This window comes from Providencia sp. (assembly GCF_052096715.1).
Lineage (GTDB): Bacteria > Pseudomonadota > Gammaproteobacteria > Enterobacterales > Enterobacteriaceae > Providencia.
Map to the genome: position 1 here is coordinate 268,597 of NZ_JBQDNB010000001.1, position 19,728 is coordinate 288,324.

The 19,728-nt window shown below is 40.0% G+C and carries 14 protein-coding genes; 6 read left to right on the forward strand and 8 right to left on the reverse strand.

The window, feature by feature from the left end:
* Window positions 1-7: 7 nt before the first annotated feature.
* From yajC to queA, 3 genes are all read right to left on the reverse strand, one after another.
* Window positions 8-340, reverse strand: coding sequence for a preprotein translocase subunit YajC (gene yajC, locus ACTH6U_RS01245; protein ID WP_294108388.1), 333 nt, complete (start codon window positions 338-340; stop codon window positions 8-10).
* A 293-nt stretch (window positions 341-633) separates the two neighbouring features.
* Entirely contained in the window at window positions 634-1,761 is a 1,128-nt protein-coding gene (gene tgt, locus ACTH6U_RS01250; protein ID WP_336430904.1) for a tRNA guanosine(34) transglycosylase Tgt, read from the reverse strand.
* A 102-nt stretch (window positions 1,762-1,863) separates the two neighbouring features.
* Window positions 1,864-2,934 carry a tRNA preQ1(34) S-adenosylmethionine ribosyltransferase-isomerase QueA gene (gene queA, locus ACTH6U_RS01255; RefSeq protein WP_441831410.1) on the reverse strand — a complete coding sequence of 357 codons (1,071 nt, stop codon included), beginning with the start codon at window positions 2,932-2,934 and terminating at the stop codon, window positions 1,864-1,866.
* Between the two features lie 452 nt (window positions 2,935-3,386).
* On the opposite strand from queA, the gene ACTH6U_RS01260 reads away from it, so the two are divergent.
* The 3 genes from ACTH6U_RS01260 to ggt all read left to right on the forward strand — a co-directional run bounded on the left by ACTH6U_RS01260 (window position 3,387) and on the right by ggt (window position 6,834).
* Window positions 3,387-3,998, forward strand: a complete 612-nt coding sequence (locus tag ACTH6U_RS01260; RefSeq protein ID WP_294108382.1) for an acyl carrier protein phosphodiesterase — start codon at window positions 3,387-3,389, stop codon at window positions 3,996-3,998.
* A 180-nt stretch (window positions 3,999-4,178) separates the two neighbouring features.
* Window positions 4,179-4,778 carry a peroxiredoxin C gene (locus ACTH6U_RS01265; protein ID WP_294108380.1) on the forward strand — a complete coding sequence of 200 codons (600 nt, stop codon included), beginning with the start codon at window positions 4,179-4,181 and terminating at the stop codon, window positions 4,776-4,778.
* A 274-nt stretch (window positions 4,779-5,052) separates the two neighbouring features.
* Window positions 5,053-6,834: a gamma-glutamyltransferase gene (gene ggt / locus ACTH6U_RS01270; protein ID WP_294108378.1), complete on the forward strand. Its 1,782-nt coding sequence runs from the start codon at window positions 5,053-5,055 to the stop codon at window positions 6,832-6,834.
* A gap of 75 nt (window positions 6,835-6,909) precedes the next feature.
* On the opposite strand, the gene brnQ is transcribed toward ggt, so the two are convergent.
* The 3 genes from brnQ to phoB all read right to left on the reverse strand — a co-directional run bounded on the left by brnQ (window position 6,910) and on the right by phoB (window position 10,750).
* Window positions 6,910-8,235, reverse strand: coding sequence for a branched-chain amino acid transport system II carrier protein (brnQ, locus tag ACTH6U_RS01275; RefSeq protein WP_294108376.1), 1,326 nt, complete (start codon window positions 8,233-8,235; stop codon window positions 6,910-6,912).
* 500 nt (window positions 8,236-8,735) lie between these two features.
* Window positions 8,736-10,037 carry a phosphate regulon sensor histidine kinase PhoR gene (phoR, locus tag ACTH6U_RS01280; RefSeq protein WP_294108374.1) on the reverse strand — a complete coding sequence of 434 codons (1,302 nt, stop codon included), beginning with the start codon at window positions 10,035-10,037 and terminating at the stop codon, window positions 8,736-8,738.
* Between the two features lie 23 nt (window positions 10,038-10,060).
* Complete coding sequence (gene phoB, locus ACTH6U_RS01285; protein WP_336430902.1) at window positions 10,061-10,750, reverse strand: phosphate regulon transcriptional regulator PhoB; 690 nt, start codon at window positions 10,748-10,750, stop codon at window positions 10,061-10,063.
* Window positions 10,751-11,094: 344 nt separating this feature from the next.
* On the opposite strand from phoB, the gene sbcD reads away from it, so the two are divergent.
* Both sbcD and ACTH6U_RS01295 read left to right on the forward strand, forming a co-directional pair.
* Window positions 11,095-12,315 (forward strand): exonuclease subunit SbcD, encoded by a 1,221-nt coding sequence (sbcD, locus tag ACTH6U_RS01290; RefSeq protein ID WP_336430901.1) that lies wholly within the window; start codon window positions 11,095-11,097, stop codon window positions 12,313-12,315.
* Window positions 12,312-15,995, forward strand: a complete 3,684-nt coding sequence (locus ACTH6U_RS01295; RefSeq protein ID WP_441831411.1) for an AAA family ATPase — start codon at window positions 12,312-12,314, stop codon at window positions 15,993-15,995. Before sbcD ends, ACTH6U_RS01295 begins: the two co-directional genes overlap by 4 nt.
* A gap of 62 nt (window positions 15,996-16,057) precedes the next feature.
* Here ACTH6U_RS01295 and ACTH6U_RS01300 read toward each other — a convergent pair whose 3' ends face one another.
* Window positions 16,058-17,341, reverse strand: coding sequence for a cystathionine gamma-synthase family protein (locus ACTH6U_RS01300; RefSeq protein WP_294108367.1), 1,284 nt, complete (start codon window positions 17,339-17,341; stop codon window positions 16,058-16,060).
* 43 nt (window positions 17,342-17,384) lie between these two features.
* The gene (locus tag ACTH6U_RS01305) at window positions 17,385-18,419 is read right to left on the reverse strand and encodes an isopenicillin N synthase family dioxygenase (protein ID WP_441831412.1); all 1,035 of its coding nucleotides are present in this window, start codon (window positions 18,417-18,419) and stop codon (window positions 17,385-17,387) included.
* Window positions 18,420-18,683: 264 nt separating this feature from the next.
* Between ACTH6U_RS01305 and ACTH6U_RS01310 the strand changes: the two genes are divergently transcribed.
* Window positions 18,684-19,544: a MetQ/NlpA family ABC transporter substrate-binding protein gene (locus tag ACTH6U_RS01310; RefSeq protein ID WP_434720742.1), complete on the forward strand. Its 861-nt coding sequence runs from the start codon at window positions 18,684-18,686 to the stop codon at window positions 19,542-19,544.
* Window positions 19,545-19,728: the final 184 nt, after the last annotated feature.

The window sequence follows — 19,728 nt, forward strand, 5'->3', positions numbered from 1 at the left end:
ATCAGAATTAAATAGCTTTCATGGTGCCTTTAGGTAACACGGCAGCAACGAAATCACGTTTGATAGTTACTTCAGTATTCTCGCTCAGCTCAAGTACAACATAACCTGTCTCAGAAACTTTAGTAACACGTCCGATTAAACCGCCAGTAGTCAAAACTTCATCACCTTTAGCGATAGATTCCATCAGTTTACGATGTTCTTTAGCACGTTTTTGTTGTGGGCGCAGGATCATGAAGTAAAAAATCAGCGCGAAAACAACAAGCATGATAACCATTGTATATGGGCTACCTTGCCCTGGTGCGCCTGCAGATGCCGCAGCTTCAGAAATAAAAAAACTCATTCAACTTTCCTCATTGTTATTGAAAGCAATCTAAAACATACACTCTAAGTAATTCAAGTTGCATATAGTACATATAAATCAAAAGAATACATATGCCACTTGAAGTAAGACCTACTACGAACTCTAAATAGTGCAAGTTGCATGAAGACGACAAATAAAGCCATTCCGATAAACATAGAAATCTATGCCACTTATGTCACAGTGATTCGGATAGCTAGACGTCATCAACGCTTAAGCAGCTTGAAGTATGACCTACTTATGCTACACAGGTTATGACAACTTCGCACTTAAATTCATTCTAGATTTAACGAAGGTTGGCTTTTACCAATCTTCAAATAAAAATCTTTCGCGAACTCTTCAAAATTACCCTCTTCAATCGCTTGACGAATACCAGCCATCAAACGTTGATAATAGCGTAAATTATGAATTGTGTTTAACCTTGCACCTAGGATTTCATTACAACGATCAAGGTGATGCAAATAAGCACGGCTATAATGGCGACAAGTATAACAATCACATTCAGCATCGAGTGTTGAAGTGTCTGACTTATACTTAGCGTTACGAATTTTTACCACGCCGTTAGTCACAAATAAATGACCATTTCGTGCATTTCGAGTTGGCATCACACAATCGAACATGTCAATACCACGACGAACACCTTCAACTAAATCTTCTGGCTTACCAACGCCCATCAAATAGCGAGGTTTATCCGCTGGAATTTGAGGACAAACATGCTCTAAAATACGATGCATATCATCTTTTGGTTCACCAACGGCAAGGCCGCCTACAGCGTACCCATCAAAGCCGATTTCTACCAGTCCCTTAACAGAAATATCACGTAAATCTTCGTAAACACTACCTTGAATTATGCCAAATAATGCATTTTTATTATTGAGCTCATCAAAACGTTGGCGACTACGCGCTGCCCAACGTAAGGACATTTCCATTGACGTTTTGGCATAGTCCCAATCTGCCGGATATGGCGTGCACTCATCAAAAATCATCACGATATCTGAACCGAGATCGTACTGAATTTCCATTGATTTTTCAGGACTTAAGAAGACGTTATCCCCATTAATTGGATTACGAAAATGTACGCCTTCTTCTTTAATTTTACGCATCGCACCAAGGCTGAAGACTTGGAAACCACCGGAGTCCGTCAAAATAGGTCCTTGCCATTGCATAAAGTCATGGAGATCGCCATGTAACTTCATGATTTCTTGCCCTGGACGTAACCATAAATGAAAAGTATTGCCCAACAGGATTTGAGCACCGGTCTCTTTCACTTCTTCCGGCGTCATTCCTTTGACCGTACCATAGGTTCCAACTGGCATGAACGCAGGGGTTTCTACAACGCCGCGTTCGAAAACTAGACGACCACGACGTGCATTGCCATCGGTCGTGTGTAATTCATATTTCACATTGCTCTCCTAACATCAGAAAAACAGTCTGATGTTGTATATTAACTTAAGTAAATCAGTCACTATCAATAAGCCAACAGCGTCGCCGTCGCTGATTGAAAGTTATTCGCCCACTTGCTCAAAACGAGCGTTGGAATTTGGCGTGATGAACATTGCATCACCATAACTAAAGAAACGATATTTTTGTGTTATCGCTTCTTGATAAGCTCTCATGGTATTTTTATATCCCGCAAACGCAGAAACTAACATAATCAGTGTCGATTCCGGTAGGTGGAAATTAGTGATGAGCGCATCAATCACTTGATATTCATACCCTGGATAAATAAAGATTTGGGTATCATCAAAAAATGGAGCAATAAGTGCATTTTGGCTGGCTTTCGCGGCACTTTCTAATGAACGCACAGAAGTTGTCCCAACAGCAACAACACGATTTCCTCGCGCCTTGCAGGCCAATACCGCATCAACCACGTCTTGAGGCACTTCTGCATATTCAGAATGCATAATGTGATCTTCAATAGTATCAACGCGAACGGGTTGGAATGTACCGGCCCCGACATGCAGTGTCACAAACGCCATTTCAACACCTTTTTGACGCAGTGCTTCTAATAAAGGCTCATCAAAATGCAAACCGGCTGTTGGTGCAGCTACCGCACCTGGACGCTGGCTATATACTGTTTGATAAAGCTCTTTATCAGATTCTTCATCAGGGCGAGCAATATAAGGCGGAAGAGGCATATGACCGATTTGATTAAGAATGCTAAGCACATCTCGTTCATCATCAAAACGCAGTTCAAACAAAGCCCCATGGCGCGCCAACATTGTCGCTTTAACGCTCTCATCATCCCCTAATAAAAGCTCTGCGCCTTCTTTCGGTGCTTTTGAGGCTCTTACATGCGCTAGCACGCGATGTTCATCAAGCATACGCTCAATAAGCACTTCAATTTTACCGCCACTCACTTTTCGCCCAAACAATCTTGCAGGAATAACACGCGTGTTGTTAAACACTAGCAGATCCCCTTGCTCCAGCTTTTCAAGAATATCGGTAAAAACACCCTGCGTGAGCTTTCCTGTCTCACCATCAAGGCTTAACAATCGACATGAGCTGCGCTCTGTCTGAGGATAGTGGGCTATAAGTTCTTCTGGTAACTCAAAAGTAAAATCGGAAACACGCATTGTATTGACATCAATCTAAAAAAACAGGCGACTAGTCTAGTGCCGACCTGCCTCTAGCGCAAGATATAAGCGTAAAATCGCCGAAAAAAGCACCATTATTTAACAAATATTGAAGTAAAATTAAAAATTACTGCTCACAGACCCAATCACCAGCTCAATTATTCCCACTTTAGCTTTCTAATCTTTAATTTTCTCGTTTTTAGATTCAGTACAATCCCCATGAATTTCAGATTAAAGCAAGGCAGCAAGCAAACTGAGCCCTAGAAGCAGCGACTAGAGCGAACAAAAGATATCAGGATATCCTATAGATGTCCTATGGATTTCAAATCACAGGTAGGCGGCAAGATAAAAATATCCCGATGAGCATACAATAGTATGTGATTCGGGTATTTTTACGCAGCCAACACCCCTGTGAATTGAAAGACGACGGACATTAGGGGTATAGTAAGAACATGAATTATCTCGCTCACCTCCACCTAGCCCACACAGCCCAAAGCTCCCTACTGGGCAACATATTAGCCGACTTCGTTCGCGGCAACCCTACAGGTCTTTACGAGCCTGACGTTGTCTCGGGCATCTATATGCACCGTTCTGTAGACAAAGCTACCGACTCACACCCATTAGTCAAACAGGCTCGCGCACTCTTTCGCCCCGATTACCGGCGAGTAGCGCCTATTACGCTTGATTTAATTTGGGATCATTTTTTATCTTTACATTGGTCTAAAATCGAAGCATCAATCACACTACCTGAATTTGTCAGTATGGCTCGAAATACCATTGAGCCGAATCTTTGTCATACGCCTGAAAAATTTCAGGAGTTAAATGAATATATGTGGCCCCAGCAATGGCTGACACGTTATAGTCAAAAGGACTATATTGGTAAATCACTTAACGGAATGGCGAGCAGACGACCAAAACTCAGTGCGCTTAGCGGCTCTTTCGATGATTTTTTGCTACAGTATGGGCAGCTTGAACAAATTTTCTTTCAGTTTTATCCACAAATGATGAGTAAAGCGCAACAACAACTTTTTGCACAATCCCTCACAATTAATGAGTTAAAGTAAATTAATGCTTGAACTTTAGTGAAATAAAACTATCTTATTGATATTAGGTAGCTAAACCATTACTATTGATAGGTAAAAACTATCACAATGATTGGTTTTAATGTCTTTCTTACTAAGAGATAATTCCTTATCATCTTATAATCTATAAAAACCTTTAATTCACACTCATAGGAGTAAATTATGGTTCTGGTTACACGTCAAGCCCCCGACTTTACTGCAGCAGCTGTTCTTGGTAACGGCGAAATTAATGAAAATTTCAATCTGAAAAAACATATCGATGGCAAGCCTGCTGTCATTTTCTTCTGGCCAATGGACTTCACTTTTGTTTGTCCATCAGAGTTGATCGCATTTGATCACCGTTTTGAAGAATTCCAAAAACGCGGCGTAGAAATCATTGGTGTTTCTTTTGACTCTGCGTTTGTTCATGATGCATGGCGTAAAACGCCTGTAGATAAAGGCGGTATCGGTGAAGTTAAATATCCGATGGTTGCTGATATCAAACGCGAAATCATCAAAGCTTACGGTATCGAGCACCCAGAAGGTGTTGCACTGCGTGGTTCTTTCTTAATTGATAAAGAAGGCGTTGTCCGTCACCAAGTCGTTAACGACCTGCCATTAGGCCGTAATATTGATGAAATGTTACGTATGGTTGATGCACTGCAATTCCACGAAGAGCACGGTGAAGTTTGTCCAGCTCAGTGGGAAAAAGGCAAAGAAGGTATGAATGCATCTCCTAAAGGCGTTGCAGACTACCTGACTAAGAATGCTACTGCTCTGTAATTAAAACTGATTCAGTCTTTTAAAAGCGGATTTAGATCAAAGGTCTAAATCCGCTTTTTTTTAAAAAAAACCTCTCCATATGCAACTTAATAACCCTTTTTTGTAACAATTATTTCAAGTATCTCCCACTAGTTAATATTTCTTAACTCAAATGTTCAACCCTTCCCACCATTTCGTGCTATAAATTATAGACACAAATAATTAACAAATTATTTTTATTTAAATAACAATCAACGCAAATAGATATCACATCCACTGCTATCCGGAGATACTAATGATAAAAAAATCATCGGCACCCTCTGTGCTACTTCGCTCTTTATCTGTACTTTCTTTGCTTGTCTCAACACAACTGTATGCGGCTTCAGAGCCCGCAGTTGAAGCACAAAAAGGTATGGTTGTTTCATCCCAACATTTAGCCTCTCAAATTGGCGCTGACATTTTAAAGTCTGGTGGTAATGCCATCGATGCCGCTGTCGCGGTAGGCTATGCTCAAGCAGTTGTAAATCCCTGCTGTGGCAATATTGGTGGGGGTGGTTTCATGACAATTCACCTTGCCGATGGTAAAGACCTATTTATCAACTTCAGAGAGACTGCCCCTGCCGCCTCTAACGCAGATATGTATTTAGATAAAGATGGAAAATTAATCAAAGATGCGAGCCTGTACGGCTACCTAGCTTCCGGGGTTCCCGGTACAGTCAAAGGCTTAGATTATGCATTAGAAAAATATGGCACGATGAACCGCCAGCAAGTCATGGAACCTGCGATTAAACTTGCCAGAGACGGCTTCACGTTAACTCGAGCGGATACCGATGTTTTAGACACCACGACAGAACGATTCAAACAGGACCCCGAAGTGGCCCGCATATTCTTAAAACCAGATGGAAGCACTTACCAACCCGGTGACAAACTCGTACAAACAGATTTAGCTAATACTCTTGAAAAAATTGCTAAAAATGGCCCTTCAGCCTTCTATGAAGGTGATATTCCAAAAATTGTTGAAGAAGCCGCCAAGAAAAATGGTGGAATTCTCACCGCTAAAGATTTTGCAAACTACACCATCAGTGATACTACACCAATTAGCTGTACCTATCGCGGCTACAAATTTATCTCTGCACCACCACCGAGTTCTGGTGGAGTCACTATCTGCCAAACTCTCAATATTTTAGAAGGCTATGACTTAAAAGAAATGGGGTTCAATTCAGCTGATTACGTTCATACACTCACTGAAGCAATGCGCCATACCTATATGGATCGCAATACCTTCTTAGGTGACCCTGAATTCGTCAATAACCCAACAGATAAACTGCTCAGCAAAGCTTATGCAGAAGAGTTACGCAAAGAGATCAAACCGAATCAAGCCACTGCATCCACACAGGTACAACCGGGTATCGGTCCACATGAAAAACCAGAAACTACCCATTATTCTGTCGTTGATGACAAAGGTAATGCCGTTTCCACCACTTATACGATTAATGGGCGTTTTGGTTCTGTGGTTATTCCACCCGGAACAGGCTTTTTCTTAAATGATGAAATGGATGACTTCACCACTAAAGTAGGTGAAAAAAATCTTTATGGCTTGGTACAAGGGGAACGAAATTCTATCGCCCCCGGTAAGCGCCCACTATCTTCCATGAGCCCAACAATCGTGACGAAAGATGGTAAAGTTTTCTTAGTGCTCGGCTCCCCGGGTGGTTCAAGAATTATTTCAATTACCTTGCAAACCGCATTGAATATTATTGATCACGGAATGCCACCACAAGAAGCGGTCAATGCGCCCAGAATTCACCATCAATGGCTACCAGATGAAGTTTACTATGAGCAAAGAGGCTTATCTAAAGATAGCTTAGTGTTACTAGATAAAATGGGATACAAGATGGTTGAACAAACACCTTGGGGTGCAGCCGAACTGATTATGGTTGGGATACCTGAAGGCGCGGGTGTTAGTACCAAATCATCAGGTAACGACTCAGCGGTTTCAGGAAAAGTACGAGAGGGCTTTATCTACGGCTCTAATGATGTCCGTCGACCAGCAGGTAGCGCAGTAGGTGTTAATTAATGCATTAATTAACTGAGACTATAAATGATAAAACCCACTGATTAGTGGGTTTTATCACAATACAAGCACAATTAATTAAGCTTGTTTATGCACAACTGAAGGTGAAATAAATCTATCGCAAAGCACTGCAACAACCAATACCACTAAAGATGGTAATAACCACATAAGGTCTTGCTTATACAATGGAATCGACGTCATCCATTCTGGGATATACGTTTTCAGGTTATCCGAGGCTTTCACTGCGCCAATTAATCCCACTACAAAGCTTGTCAGCATCGTTGGTGCAATCACGACCGTTGGATTTCGCCACCATCTCAGCGTAAAACTCATTAATATAAGCACAATACAAGGTGGATAAATCGATACCAACACAGGTAATGAGAATGCAATTAATTTGCTCAGGCCTAGGTTAGAAACAACCATCGAGAAGAGGCCCAATATCAACACTAAGCTACGATAAGAAATCGGCACATAGCGACTGAAGAATTCGGCACATGCACAAGTTAGCCCAACTGCGGTCACCATACAAGCAACGAAAATCAATACCGCAAGGAAGAAACTACCGTAATCGCCAAAGGTATATTGCACATAAGTATGCAAAATATCTGCGCCATCCGCCGGATTCGGAATCAAAGAACCACTGTTTTCACCGAGTTTGAAAAGTGAAAGATAAACCAGTGTGAGCAGAACCCCCGCTATTAACCCAGCCCACATAGTGTAACGGGTTAACAATGACGAATTATCAATACCTCTTGAACGTGCTGCATTCACAATCACAATACCAAATACCATCGCCCCAAGTGTATCCATGGTGAGATAGCCATTAATAAAGCCATTTGAAAATGCCATATCGCGATATTCGATAGTAGACGGGATAGGAGAACCGGCAGGCCATAACACCGCAGCAACACCTAGAAGCGCAAGTGCGAGCATTTTAACGGGTGCAAGTATATGACCGACGCTATCGAGTAATTTGCCTGGGTAAAGTGAAATACCAATCACTAAGACAAAATAAACCACGCTGTAAATCAATAATAACATATCAGATTCACCACCAAACAATGGGGCGATACCGACTTTATACGATACGGTGGCGGTTCTTGGTGTTGCGAATAATGGACCGACGGATAAGTATGCGACAACAGCGAGTAATAATCCGGCTTTTTTACCTACTGGAGTACTTAACGCTTCAATACCACCACCCACTTTTGCCAGTGCGATAATGGTTAAAACGGGAAGACCGACACCAGTAACCAGAAAGCCAAGTGCAGCCGTCCAAACTTGTTCACCTGCTTGCAAACCAACCATAGGAGGGAAAATGATATTTCCTGCTCCAACAAATAACGCAAAGGTCATAAAACCTAACGCGATAATATCTCTTGATGATAAACGATGAGCCATATTATGTTAATTTTAAGTAACGAAAATAAAAAGATATGGGTATTTAACTAGCAACCCTTTGAAATTTATATGACGAGATAGAATTCTGATAAAACATATCATTAACAATATAAAATATATGATTTATTAAATCATTTGAAATGAAACGTTAAAAAACAGAAAAAACCGCCAATAACTGACGACAAGTAAAACTTTTATAGGGCAAAAAGGCAATAGCAAACCCCAAAACAAGAATAAACAACCAAACTAATTTTCAGAACTAGTGATTACTGTCAGTAAAATTAGAATATCCGTTATATGATTTGTTTAAAAAATCATCACTTAATCATTTTATCACTCATCGTTTTTATTAAAAGGTAGGATAAGATAAAAAAATATAAATAGTTTTAGGGAGAATATGTCGCGATTATTAAATAAATTGCGAATTTAATAAATATCACAGATAAATTCACCTTACTAACCCTATGATTAATATTAATAAGGTGATTATTTTCCCTGTTTTAGCTTTTTTTATCAGACACAATTAAAACAGGAGGGAGTGTAAAAGAAAATTCACTACCTTTACCTAATTGACTAGTAATTACGAGTTGACTGCTATGGTGCTGAACTGCATGTTTCACAATAGCTAATCCAAGCCCCGTTCCACCACCACCTTGGCGCGAACGCGCTTTATCCACTCGATAAAAACGCTCCGTCAAACGCGATATATGCTCCGTAGGGATACCAGGGCCATTATCACTGACACTAAAACGAGCACCATGACTGGTTTTCTGCCAATCAACCCGTATTTTAGTTCCCTCAGGTGTGTGGTTAATGGCATTGTACACAAGGTTAGCAACGGCACTACGTAGTTGCTCTTCATTGCCATTTACGCGTAATTTTTCATCAACATTAAACTCAAATTGGTGCTGGCCGTGACTCAGACTCAGCGCTTCTTGTTCAATCATCTTAAGAATAACGGGAATATTAACTTGTTCGTCCAGATTAATATGAGGGGCGATTTCAATTCGTGATAACTGCAATAACTGCTTGATCAGATTATCCATTCGATAAGCTTGCTCTTGCATCACATTCAAGGCTTTTTTGTTAACCGCAGAGGTCCCTTCTTGATCATCCATCACTTCAAGATACCCTTGAATGACCGTTAATGGTGTACGTAATTCATGACTCACGTTAGCAAAAAAGTCTCTACGAGCCTTTTCTAATCGTCGTTTTTCCGTCACATCCCGGGCAACCATTAAAAGCTGCCCCTCAGTGTAAGGCAAAATACGAAACTCGACAATTTCACCACTGTTAAGCTCAATTGTCAGCGCTTGATCATAACTCTTAACCGTAAAATAGCGGCTAAAATCAGGATAACGCAACAGATTAAAAATATGCTGCCCATTATCTTCAGGCCAACGAAAACCTAATAAATGCTGCGCATGGCGATTACACCAAAAAATATTACCTTCCGTTGTCATCATCACTACCGCATCGGGTAATGATTCAGCCCCGCTGCGAAAACGCTTAATTAGCTGCCCTAGCTCACGACGACGTTTACGGTTACGTTGCTGCATTTGATAAATGCCATAAAATATTGGCTCCCAACCCCCTTTACCTGCGGGTGGAAGCATGCTTTTATCTAACCATAACCAATAGGATAATTTTAGCAGGTTATACCCGTGCCAAAATAATGCAGCTAGCAAAGAAATGACTAAAAGCCATGCTAGATGGCCTATAAATACTGATAATATGAGTGCGGGTAAAATAAATAAAAACAGCCCCCAAATTAGCTGTTTTATGGATAAACGTTCAAGCACTTGGGTCTCTCCCTAATGAATTCTCAGTAACGAACAGAGAAACGGTATCCAGTACCACGTACTGTTTGTACCATTTTATCATGCCCTTCTGTTTCCAGTGCTTTTCTTAAACGACGAATATGAACATCTACGGTTCTATCTTCAACATAAACATTGGCTCCCCAAACATTATTTAATAGCTGTTCACGGCTATAAACACGCTCCGGATGAGTCATAAAAAAATGTAATAATTTATATTCGGTTGGTCCCATATCGATAGGAATTTCACGACAAGTAACACGATGAGAGGTTGGGTCAAGCATCAAGCCATTCATTTCAATAATATCTTCTGTCGCCATTGGCGAAATTCGGCGTAAAATCGCTTTTACGCGAGCAATCAATTCTTTTGGCGAAAAGGGTTTGATTAAAAAATCATCCGCGCCCACTTCTAAACCTTTCACGCGATCCTCTTCCTCACCTCTGGCAGTCAACATCATGACAGGGACATCGCGAGTTGCGCTATCACGCTTCATATGTTTAATAACCTGAATGCCAGAGCCACCTGGGATCATCCAATCGAGTAAAACTAAATCAGGTAACGGGTCAACAAGCTGCGCAATTGCAGAGTCATAATCATCAGCTTCAATCGGCTGAAAACCATTCTGTTCCAATACAAAACAAACCATTTCACGGATGGGCGTCTCATCTTCAACAACTAGAATGCGTCTTGCCATGATTGTTCCTGTAAATAAGAAGATATTTTTAATGTGAACGCATTATGCGTCACTTTTATGACAGAATTATGACTATTATCGGTGATGACTGACATTCCACCTAATAATTACAGGAAAAGATCATCTAAGTGAAACATTAATCACATAGCGCAATATAATTATCATCCATTTGCAGACTAATAATTATCTTACTGTAATAACAATTTTAACGGCTTTATTCACATCACAGCATCATTTTCCATTGCATAACACTCCATCGTATTACCGCGATAAGGTATACTGACCGACAGAATATCGAGTCCTCTTCACTAATAAAATGGCACAATCACAAGGAATGATAGCTCATGCGCATGATCCACACTTCTGACTGGCACCTTGGCCAATATTTTTTCACTAAAAGTCGTGCCGCTGAACATCAATGTTTTTTAAATTGGCTTATTGAACAAGTTACGCTCCATCAGGTTAGCGCAGTGATTGTCGCAGGGGATATTTTTGATACTGGCTCACCGCCGAGCTATGCACGAGAACTCTATAATAAATTTATCGTCGATTTACAAAAAACTGGATGCCAGTTGGTTATTTTAAGTGGAAACCACGATTCCGTTTCCGTTCTCAATGAATCCAGCTCTTTGCTGGCTTACCTCAATACCAGCGTAATAACCTCTGGCGCTGAACCTAATATTATTACTTTAATGGATAACCAAGGATTGCCTAGCGGCCTCGTCTGCGCCATCCCATTCCTGCGCCCTCGAGACATTCAGATAAGTATTGCGGGACAAAGTAGTGAAGAAAAACAATTATCACTGCAAACGGCAATTCATGACTATTACCAAGCCAGCTACCAACTTGCCGTCGCACAACGAGAAACACTAGGCCTTGATATCCCGATTATCGCGACAGGGCATCTCACCGTTGTCGGCGCAGCGCTGACAGATTCAGTCCGCGACATTTATATTGGCACACTTGACGCGTTTCCTTCTGGCGCATTTCCACCCGCAGATTACATTGCCCTAGGGCATATTCATCGACCCCAAGTCATTGGTGGCCAACAACATATTCGTTATTGCGGTTCACCAATTCCATTAAGTTTTGATGAAGCACAACAACAAAAAAGTGTCTGTCTGGTTGAGTTTAATGGCAGCACGCTTACTGATATCACTCAATTACCAATTCCAATTTCGCAGCCACTACAAAGTGTCAAAGGGTCTCTAAAAGAAATCCAGCAACAACTGGAAGTTTGGCAAGACTATCAAGGTGATAAACCGGTATGGTTAGATATCGAAGTCGCGTCACAAGACTATCTTTCAGATATCCAACAACGTATAGAAGCCTTAACCCAAACCTTACCAGTTGAGGTCGTATTACTGCGCCGAGCACGTAAACAAAAGCAAGGACAGCAAAGTGTATTAGCCAATGAAACACTCAATGAATTAACTGCTGAAGAGGTCTTTTTACGCCGTCTTGCAGAAGAATCACTTGACGATGCCGAACAAGAACAACGCTTGCGACAACTGTTCAAACAATCCTATGACGCACTACGTTCAGAACAAGAGGGTCAAGCATGAAAATCCTGAGTCTTCGCTTAAAAAATATTAATTCACTAAAAGGCGAATGGAAAATTGATTTCACGCAAGAACCTTTTGCTAGCCAAGGATTGTTTGCGATAACTGGTGCGACCGGTGCAGGTAAAACCACCTTACTGGATGCGATTTGTCTCGCGCTTTACCATCAAACACCTCGTTTAGGCTCTCTATCTGCTAGCCAAAATGAGCTCATGACGCGCCATACGGGCGAATGTTTAGCGGAAGTTGAATTCGAAGTAAAAGGTGTTGCTTACCGCGCATTTTGGAGCCAACGTCGTGCAGGCGGTAAATCTGAAGGAAACCTTCAACAGCCTAAAGCCGAGCTAGCGACGGTAGCTGATGGGCAAATACTTGCGGTTAAAGTCACTGAAATTAGAGAGCGGATCACTCAAATTACGGGACTCGACTTTGGTCGTTTCACTAAATCGATTCTACTTTCCCAAGGGGATTTTGCCGCCTTTTTAAACGCAACAGAAAAAGAACGCGCTGACCTTTTAGAAGAGATAACAGGGACTGAAATCTATAGCCAAATCTCAATTTATATTTATAACCAACACAAACAGGTCAAAACCGAATTAGACTTATTGAAGGCGAGAGCACAAAGCATTAATTTGCTGACTGAATCTGAGCACCAACAACGATTAGAACAACAAACAGTACTCGCACAACAAGAAGCTCAAGTTAATCATAAAAAAAATCGTCATCAACAAGCCATAAATTGGTGGCAACAACAGCACCAACTGACTCTACGCTTACAACAATTACAAGCAGAGCTAGACAAGTCAGAACAGGATTTTCAGGCTGCAAAACCCAGTCTACAAAAATTAGCAGACAGCGCTCCCGCAGAGGCTTTGCGTCCTTTATGGCAAGATGTTCAGCGCCAACAACAGTCGTTAGCTGAACACAATGAAAAGCAACAATATCTTCAACAAAGTCTTGAGGAAATGCAGAAACAACTTGCACCACTGAAAGCAAAACAAGATCAAGCTAATAATGAAAATACGCAATTTTTGGCGTATATGCAGCAGCAGAATAAATTAATTGATAACGAAGTTCGCCCGTTGGATAACCAAATAACGCATCTTAACCAACAACTCAGTGAACTTTCTAAGCTTGTAACCCAATTTCAGTCTGAATATGACCAAAAACAACAGTCTATCAATGAAGCCGAGGTGAAGTTACAACACGCAAATAACCAACTGAAACAACTAAATGTTTTTCTAAAAGAAAAACAAAAAGATGCAGAAATTAGCGGGCAACTAGGCAGTTGGAAGCAACAAGCACGTTACCTCAATGAACTTACTGAACAGCTCTCGATACTAACCCAAAAGCAGCACAAAATTTCACAAGAACTACAAGTATTACAGGCAGAAAAACAAACGCAATCCGCTCAGTTGACGCAAACGCAAACGGCTTTAGACAAAGAAACTGACGCGTTTAATCAATTAGAAAATAACTATAAAAACTGCCAAGAAAAACAGAATATTAATGAAGTAAATCACACTATTGTACAACTACAAACCAAGCTACAACATGCGCAATTATTACCCTTTATATTATCACAGTGTCTCGCTCAACAAGTTCAATCACAAAAGCAAGCAACACAGCAGATTTTATTAATTGAATCAATTGCTCAAACTGAAAAAGAATTAGCATCAGTACAAACTAATATCAGCAATTTACAGCCCCATATTCAAGATCTCACACAACAACTGCAATTAGAGCAAAAAATTGTTAGCTTAGAAAAAGAGCGCCAGCAACTCATTGAAGGCTCCCCGTGTCCACTTTGTGGCTCTCACGAGCACCCTGCGGTTGAGGCTTATCAATTAATAAAATCCTCAGATACACAACAGCGCTTAAAACAACTCACTGAGCAACTCGATAGCAATAAGATCAAATTATCAGAGCAACAATCGTACTTACAAAATCAAAAGTTGCGTCAAAGTGAAAATTTACAGCTCAAAACACAATTATCCGAACAGCTTGATGAATTAAATCAAAAATGGCGTAGTACCTGTGAGCAAGCACTTACTACAGAATTAGCGCAAACCGAACAAGCGGTTAATTTACTTCTTGCTGATTTAAAAACACAGTTATCCACACAACAAAAAGTGATTACGGATTTCACGCTATTAGAACGCGATTATCAGCAGGCTAAAAATCAATTAAATGAGCAACAAGCGCTCGTTAAACAACAGCAAGCCACTCTCGCATTACTCGAAGAACGTCTTAAATATCACGCTCAGATGTTTGATGAGATGCAAAAAGAACAAAATCAGCTACAACAACGCAAAAATGAACAAACAGAGCAATTACAGTCAGCCCTCACTCAATTTCAGTTAATATTGCCCGAAAATAATGATTTTGATGCATGGTTCAGCAACATTGAACAACGCAGTCAATTCTACGAATCACAAAAAATAGCGGCACAGAAACTCACGCAACAAATAGATGTCAGTAATGCGACATTGGCGGCTGAAATAGCACAAAAAACGCAATTATTGAAACAGCTCGAAAATGGAAAACAACAGCAATTACAATGCAGTAATGAGCTGATTGAGAAAAAAAATCAACGCCAAAACTTATTAAATGGACTCACTGTCAGCCAATTTATTGAAGGGATGCAAGAAAAACAAACTCGTTTAGCCCATCAATTAGAACTCTTAACCAAAAATATCAATGACATTGAAAGAAATATTTCCGTCCTCAATGGCAGCCATCAAGCCATCATTGAATCGGTTAAGAAAATCACTCAATTATTGATAAATGCACAAACACAATTTAATAAAGCATTAACCCAAAGCCCATTTGATTCACAGCAAATCTTCCTCAATGCATTACTAGCCACTGAAGAAAAAATACAATTAGAACAGCTAAAACAAAATATTAGCCAAGCATTACTGCAAAGCGAAACCCGTCATAAAGAAGCTTTACTGGCGCTAACCGCCCATGAACAACAACGTCTTGAAGATTTTACAGGCATTTCACAAGAGCAATTAAAACAAGCAATTGCTCAATTTGATGAAGAAATAAAAAATCTTAATCAAGAACAGGGTAGAATTATCAGCCAGTTAGAAACGGATAAACAGCAGCGCCACCAGCAACGAGATTTACTACAACAAATTGAAGATGGACAGCTCAGTTATGATGATTGGAGTTATCTCAGCACGCTCATTGGCTCCGCCGAAGGGGATAAATTCCGCCGTTATGCACAAGGCTTAACACTTGATTGTCTCATTACCTTAGCCAACCAGCAGCTCGATAAATTACACGGCCGCTATCTACTACAACGTAGTCATCAAACTAACCTTGAACTACAAGTTATCGATGGGTGGCAAGCTGATAGTCTCAGAGACATCAAAACCTTATCGGGTGGTGAAAGCTTCTTAGTCAGTCTCGCATTAGCCCTAGCACTATCCGATATGGTGAGTAACAGAACCCAATTAGAGTCACTATTTTTGGATGAAGGCTTTGGCACACTCGATGCCGAAACATTAGATATCGCTCTCGATGCATTAGAAAGTTTAAATGCATCCGGTAAAACGATTGGGGTTATCAGCCACGTTGAAGCCATGAAAGAACGAATTCCAGTGCAAATTCCGGTGAAAAAAGTGAATGGTCTCGGATTTAGCGAGTTGCCAGCGCAGTATCGAATCAATTAACCCACTATGATTTAGCCAAATAAATGGCAGAGAGTTTAAATTCTCTGCCATCATGGAGTAAGTTAAACTGCGTCTAGCGCTAGCTGTAACGCATATTTCAAATCATCGACATTTTCAATGCCAATAGATAAACGCACTAAATTATCGCTGATGCCGATATTTTGACGAACAGTTTGCGCTACCCCTGAATGCGTAGTCGATGCAGGGTGGCTCGCTAATGACTCTGTACCCCCTAAGCTCACCGCAAGTTTAAATAACGCCAAATTATCTAAAAAACGAAAGGCATCGGCTTCATTTTCGCCAACATTGATTGAGAATGTAGAGCCTGCGCCTGAGCATTGTTGTTGATAAGCTCGATACTCTGCACTGTCTTTCGGCAAAAATTCAGGAAAATGAACTTTACCGACTTTAGGATGCTGGTTGAGAAAATGGGCCAAAATTTTTGCATTATCATTGGCTCTTTCCATCCTAAGTTGCAGTGTTTCTAAAGATCTCCCCAACATCCAACTTGAGTGTGGGTCGAGCTGTGTCCCAATCGCATTACGCTGCGCTTTGACTTTTTTGACTAAATCGCGACTTCCGACAACGGCACCCGCAACCAGATCAGAGTGCCCACCGACATATTTTGTTAGTGAGTACACACTTAAGTCAGCACCGAGCGCAATAGGTTTCTGGAATATAGGCCCCAGTAACGTATTATCACAAATCAATAATGGAATTTCGCCATTTTGTTGATGTGCAATTTGCTTGGCAGCTTGACTGAGCAGTTGAATATCCACCACCGTATTTAGCGGATTTGATGGTGTCTCAATATAAATCGCCGCAATTTTTTTACCTGCCCCAATCCCTTTTACTACATCAAGAATAGCCGCTAAATCACAACCATTTTGAAAAGGAACTGAAGTAATACCAAACCGTGTTAACGTATTCAAAAATAAGGTTTCAGTACCACCATATAGAGGTTGAGAGTGTAGCAATACATCGCCAGGTTTTAAGACTGCCATCAAGCAAGTCGTAATAGCCGACATACCTGATGAAAATAAAGCAGCACTTTGCGCCCCTTCATAAAGAGCCAATCTATCTTCAACAATTTCACTATTGGGATGATTGAAACGCGAATAAACCAAACCTTGTTTTTGGTTATCAGGCGCTTGTACGCGCCCGCTAACCAAGTTAAAAAAATCTTTACCTTCTTGAGCCGTTTTAAAGACAAAAGTTGATGTCAGAAACACAGGAGGTTTTATCGATCCTTCCGATAATTGTGGGTCATACCCATAGCTCATCATTAATGTTTCAGGGGATAGTTCTCTCCCATTTAAATCTTTTTTATCGCTTTTATCTGACATTCACAAGCTCCAACTTTTTATTCATAAATCATCACATTATCAGTTATACAATATTACTATTGTTAATAATTTGCTCGTACTCGTGAGGATAAAATTGGCGAGTAACAGATAAATGGGAACGCAAACGGCCTTTAATGACATTTTTGCCTAAATTGGTAAATAATGGATTTAAAGGATCGCTATCAGGCCCCAACGCTTGTTGAGCTAAATAGGAAGGTAGCGGCAATAAGGGAACTTCATCGGCAAAAACACTTGGGGTAATAAAATAAGCGATAGAATAACGTGAATCGCTATTTTTCCCCCTAACAACCTGATGAACATTTGCACGTAAATAACCATTGGTTGCTAATTCAAATACCTCACCAATATTTACTACAAATGCATCTTCTAATGGTGCAACATCTATCCAACCATTATCTGTCTCAACTTGTAATCCACCGCTATTATCTTGCCAAAGCAGTGTCAAAATCCCCGCATCTTTATGGGCACCAACGCCTTGCTCTCCCTCATGATTATCAGTACGAGCAGGATAATGAATTAATTTTAATAAATGCTGTGCCGGTTCGGCGGTAACACTATCGAAACTGTTTTCAGGCAACTCAAGTGCAACTAAAAAGGCTTTAATTAATTTAATCGCGATATCTCGCATCTCTTTTTGCCATGCAAGCGCTTGTGTTTTCAACTCAGGCAATGCTTGTGGCCACTGATTTGGTCCTTGTAAATTCAGCCAAATTGGATCTTGGTCGGTTAATTGTAAAGCTGGCAATTCCTCACCAATATCAATTTGTTCACGAAAGTCAGGTTGATTTCGCGTGCTCTCTTGTGTTGAGGCTGTATATCCGCGAAAGTGTCTTGAATGACTCATTGAGATTTGTTCTTTGGCATCCTTTGGCAAAGCAAAAAACTGTTTTGTTATTGCCAACAATTGCTCCCGAGTTTCAGGCGTAAAATTATGTCCAACAAGGTAAAAAAAGCCAATTTCCCGCGCAATGAAGCGTAATTTCTTATAAAAATCTGCTTGCGTCTCTGGGTTATCAAGTTCATTCAAATCAATAATAGGTAATTGAGTCGCTGACATATTTAATCCTTTTCACTCTCTGTATTTATAGAATATGACTTTAGTGAATAATAAAAATAGCTATTCATCTATTTAACAGTCGATTAAATACCAACTTTAAAAATACTAATAATAATATAAAACTATATCGATATAACCATTTCAATGAATAGATACTTTCTAATCCATATAACAAAAAACACAAATAAATAATTAAATATTATTTATAAAAGTAAGATCTTGTCTGATTAGATATTACTAACAAATAACTAATGAGAATTTAAAATGAAAAAAATAACTGCATTAATATTGGCATTGTCGGTTTCTGCTTTAACGGCTTGCTCACCTGAGGACAGCACTGCTGAAAAAGCACCTCAACAAAAAGATCCCAAACAAAAAATCATCGTTGGCAGCCATGGCAGTGATGCTGATATCTGGAATTTTATCGCGGAATCTCAAAGCGCTAAAGATGCAAATTTAGATATTGATGTTAAAATCATTGACGATGGGATCACCTTGAATGTCGCCACCATCGATGGTGATGTGGATGTCAATGCCTTTCAATCGTGGGGATTTCTAAAAGATTTCAATAAAAATCATGATAATAAGCTCGCACCAATCTTCACGACTTATTTTGAACCGATGGGGATCTATTCTGTAAAATATAAAAATTTAGCTGATTTACCCAACAAAGCGATTGTTGCGATCCCAAACGATGCAGCCAATCATGCAAGAGCACTTAAACTATTAGAGAACTCAAAGTTAATCAGCTTGAAACCTGAATTCAATCAAGCCACGGGATCTATTAGTGACATTACAAATAATCCTAAAGAATTAGTCTTTCGACAAATAAAATATGCACATGGTCCTAGAGCGCTACCGGATGTAGACATTGCAGTAATCGGAAATACAGCTGCACAAGAAGGTGGACTTAACGTTTTAAAAGACTCTTTATTTAGAGAGCAAAACGATGACACCATTAAAAATAATATTAATATATTAGTTACTAAATCTGATAATAAAAACGATCCTAAATTTGCTAAATTAAACGATCTCTATCATAGCGAAGCCGTAAAGAAATATATTGATGATAATTTTGGCGGTACAAAAATACAAATTAAAAAGGATCTCAGCGAATTGAATTAACCTTAATACATATCATTAACCGAGAAGCATAGATAAACGATGTGACTCGGTTAAAATCGATTAGTCAATAATCATGTAACTTTCAGTGTGATGAACATTAATGGAAACAAAAAATCTCATCAATATGTCTTTTTCTATCCTTTTTCCTCAATATTTTTATACTCTCTATCCCATTTTTTGCCCA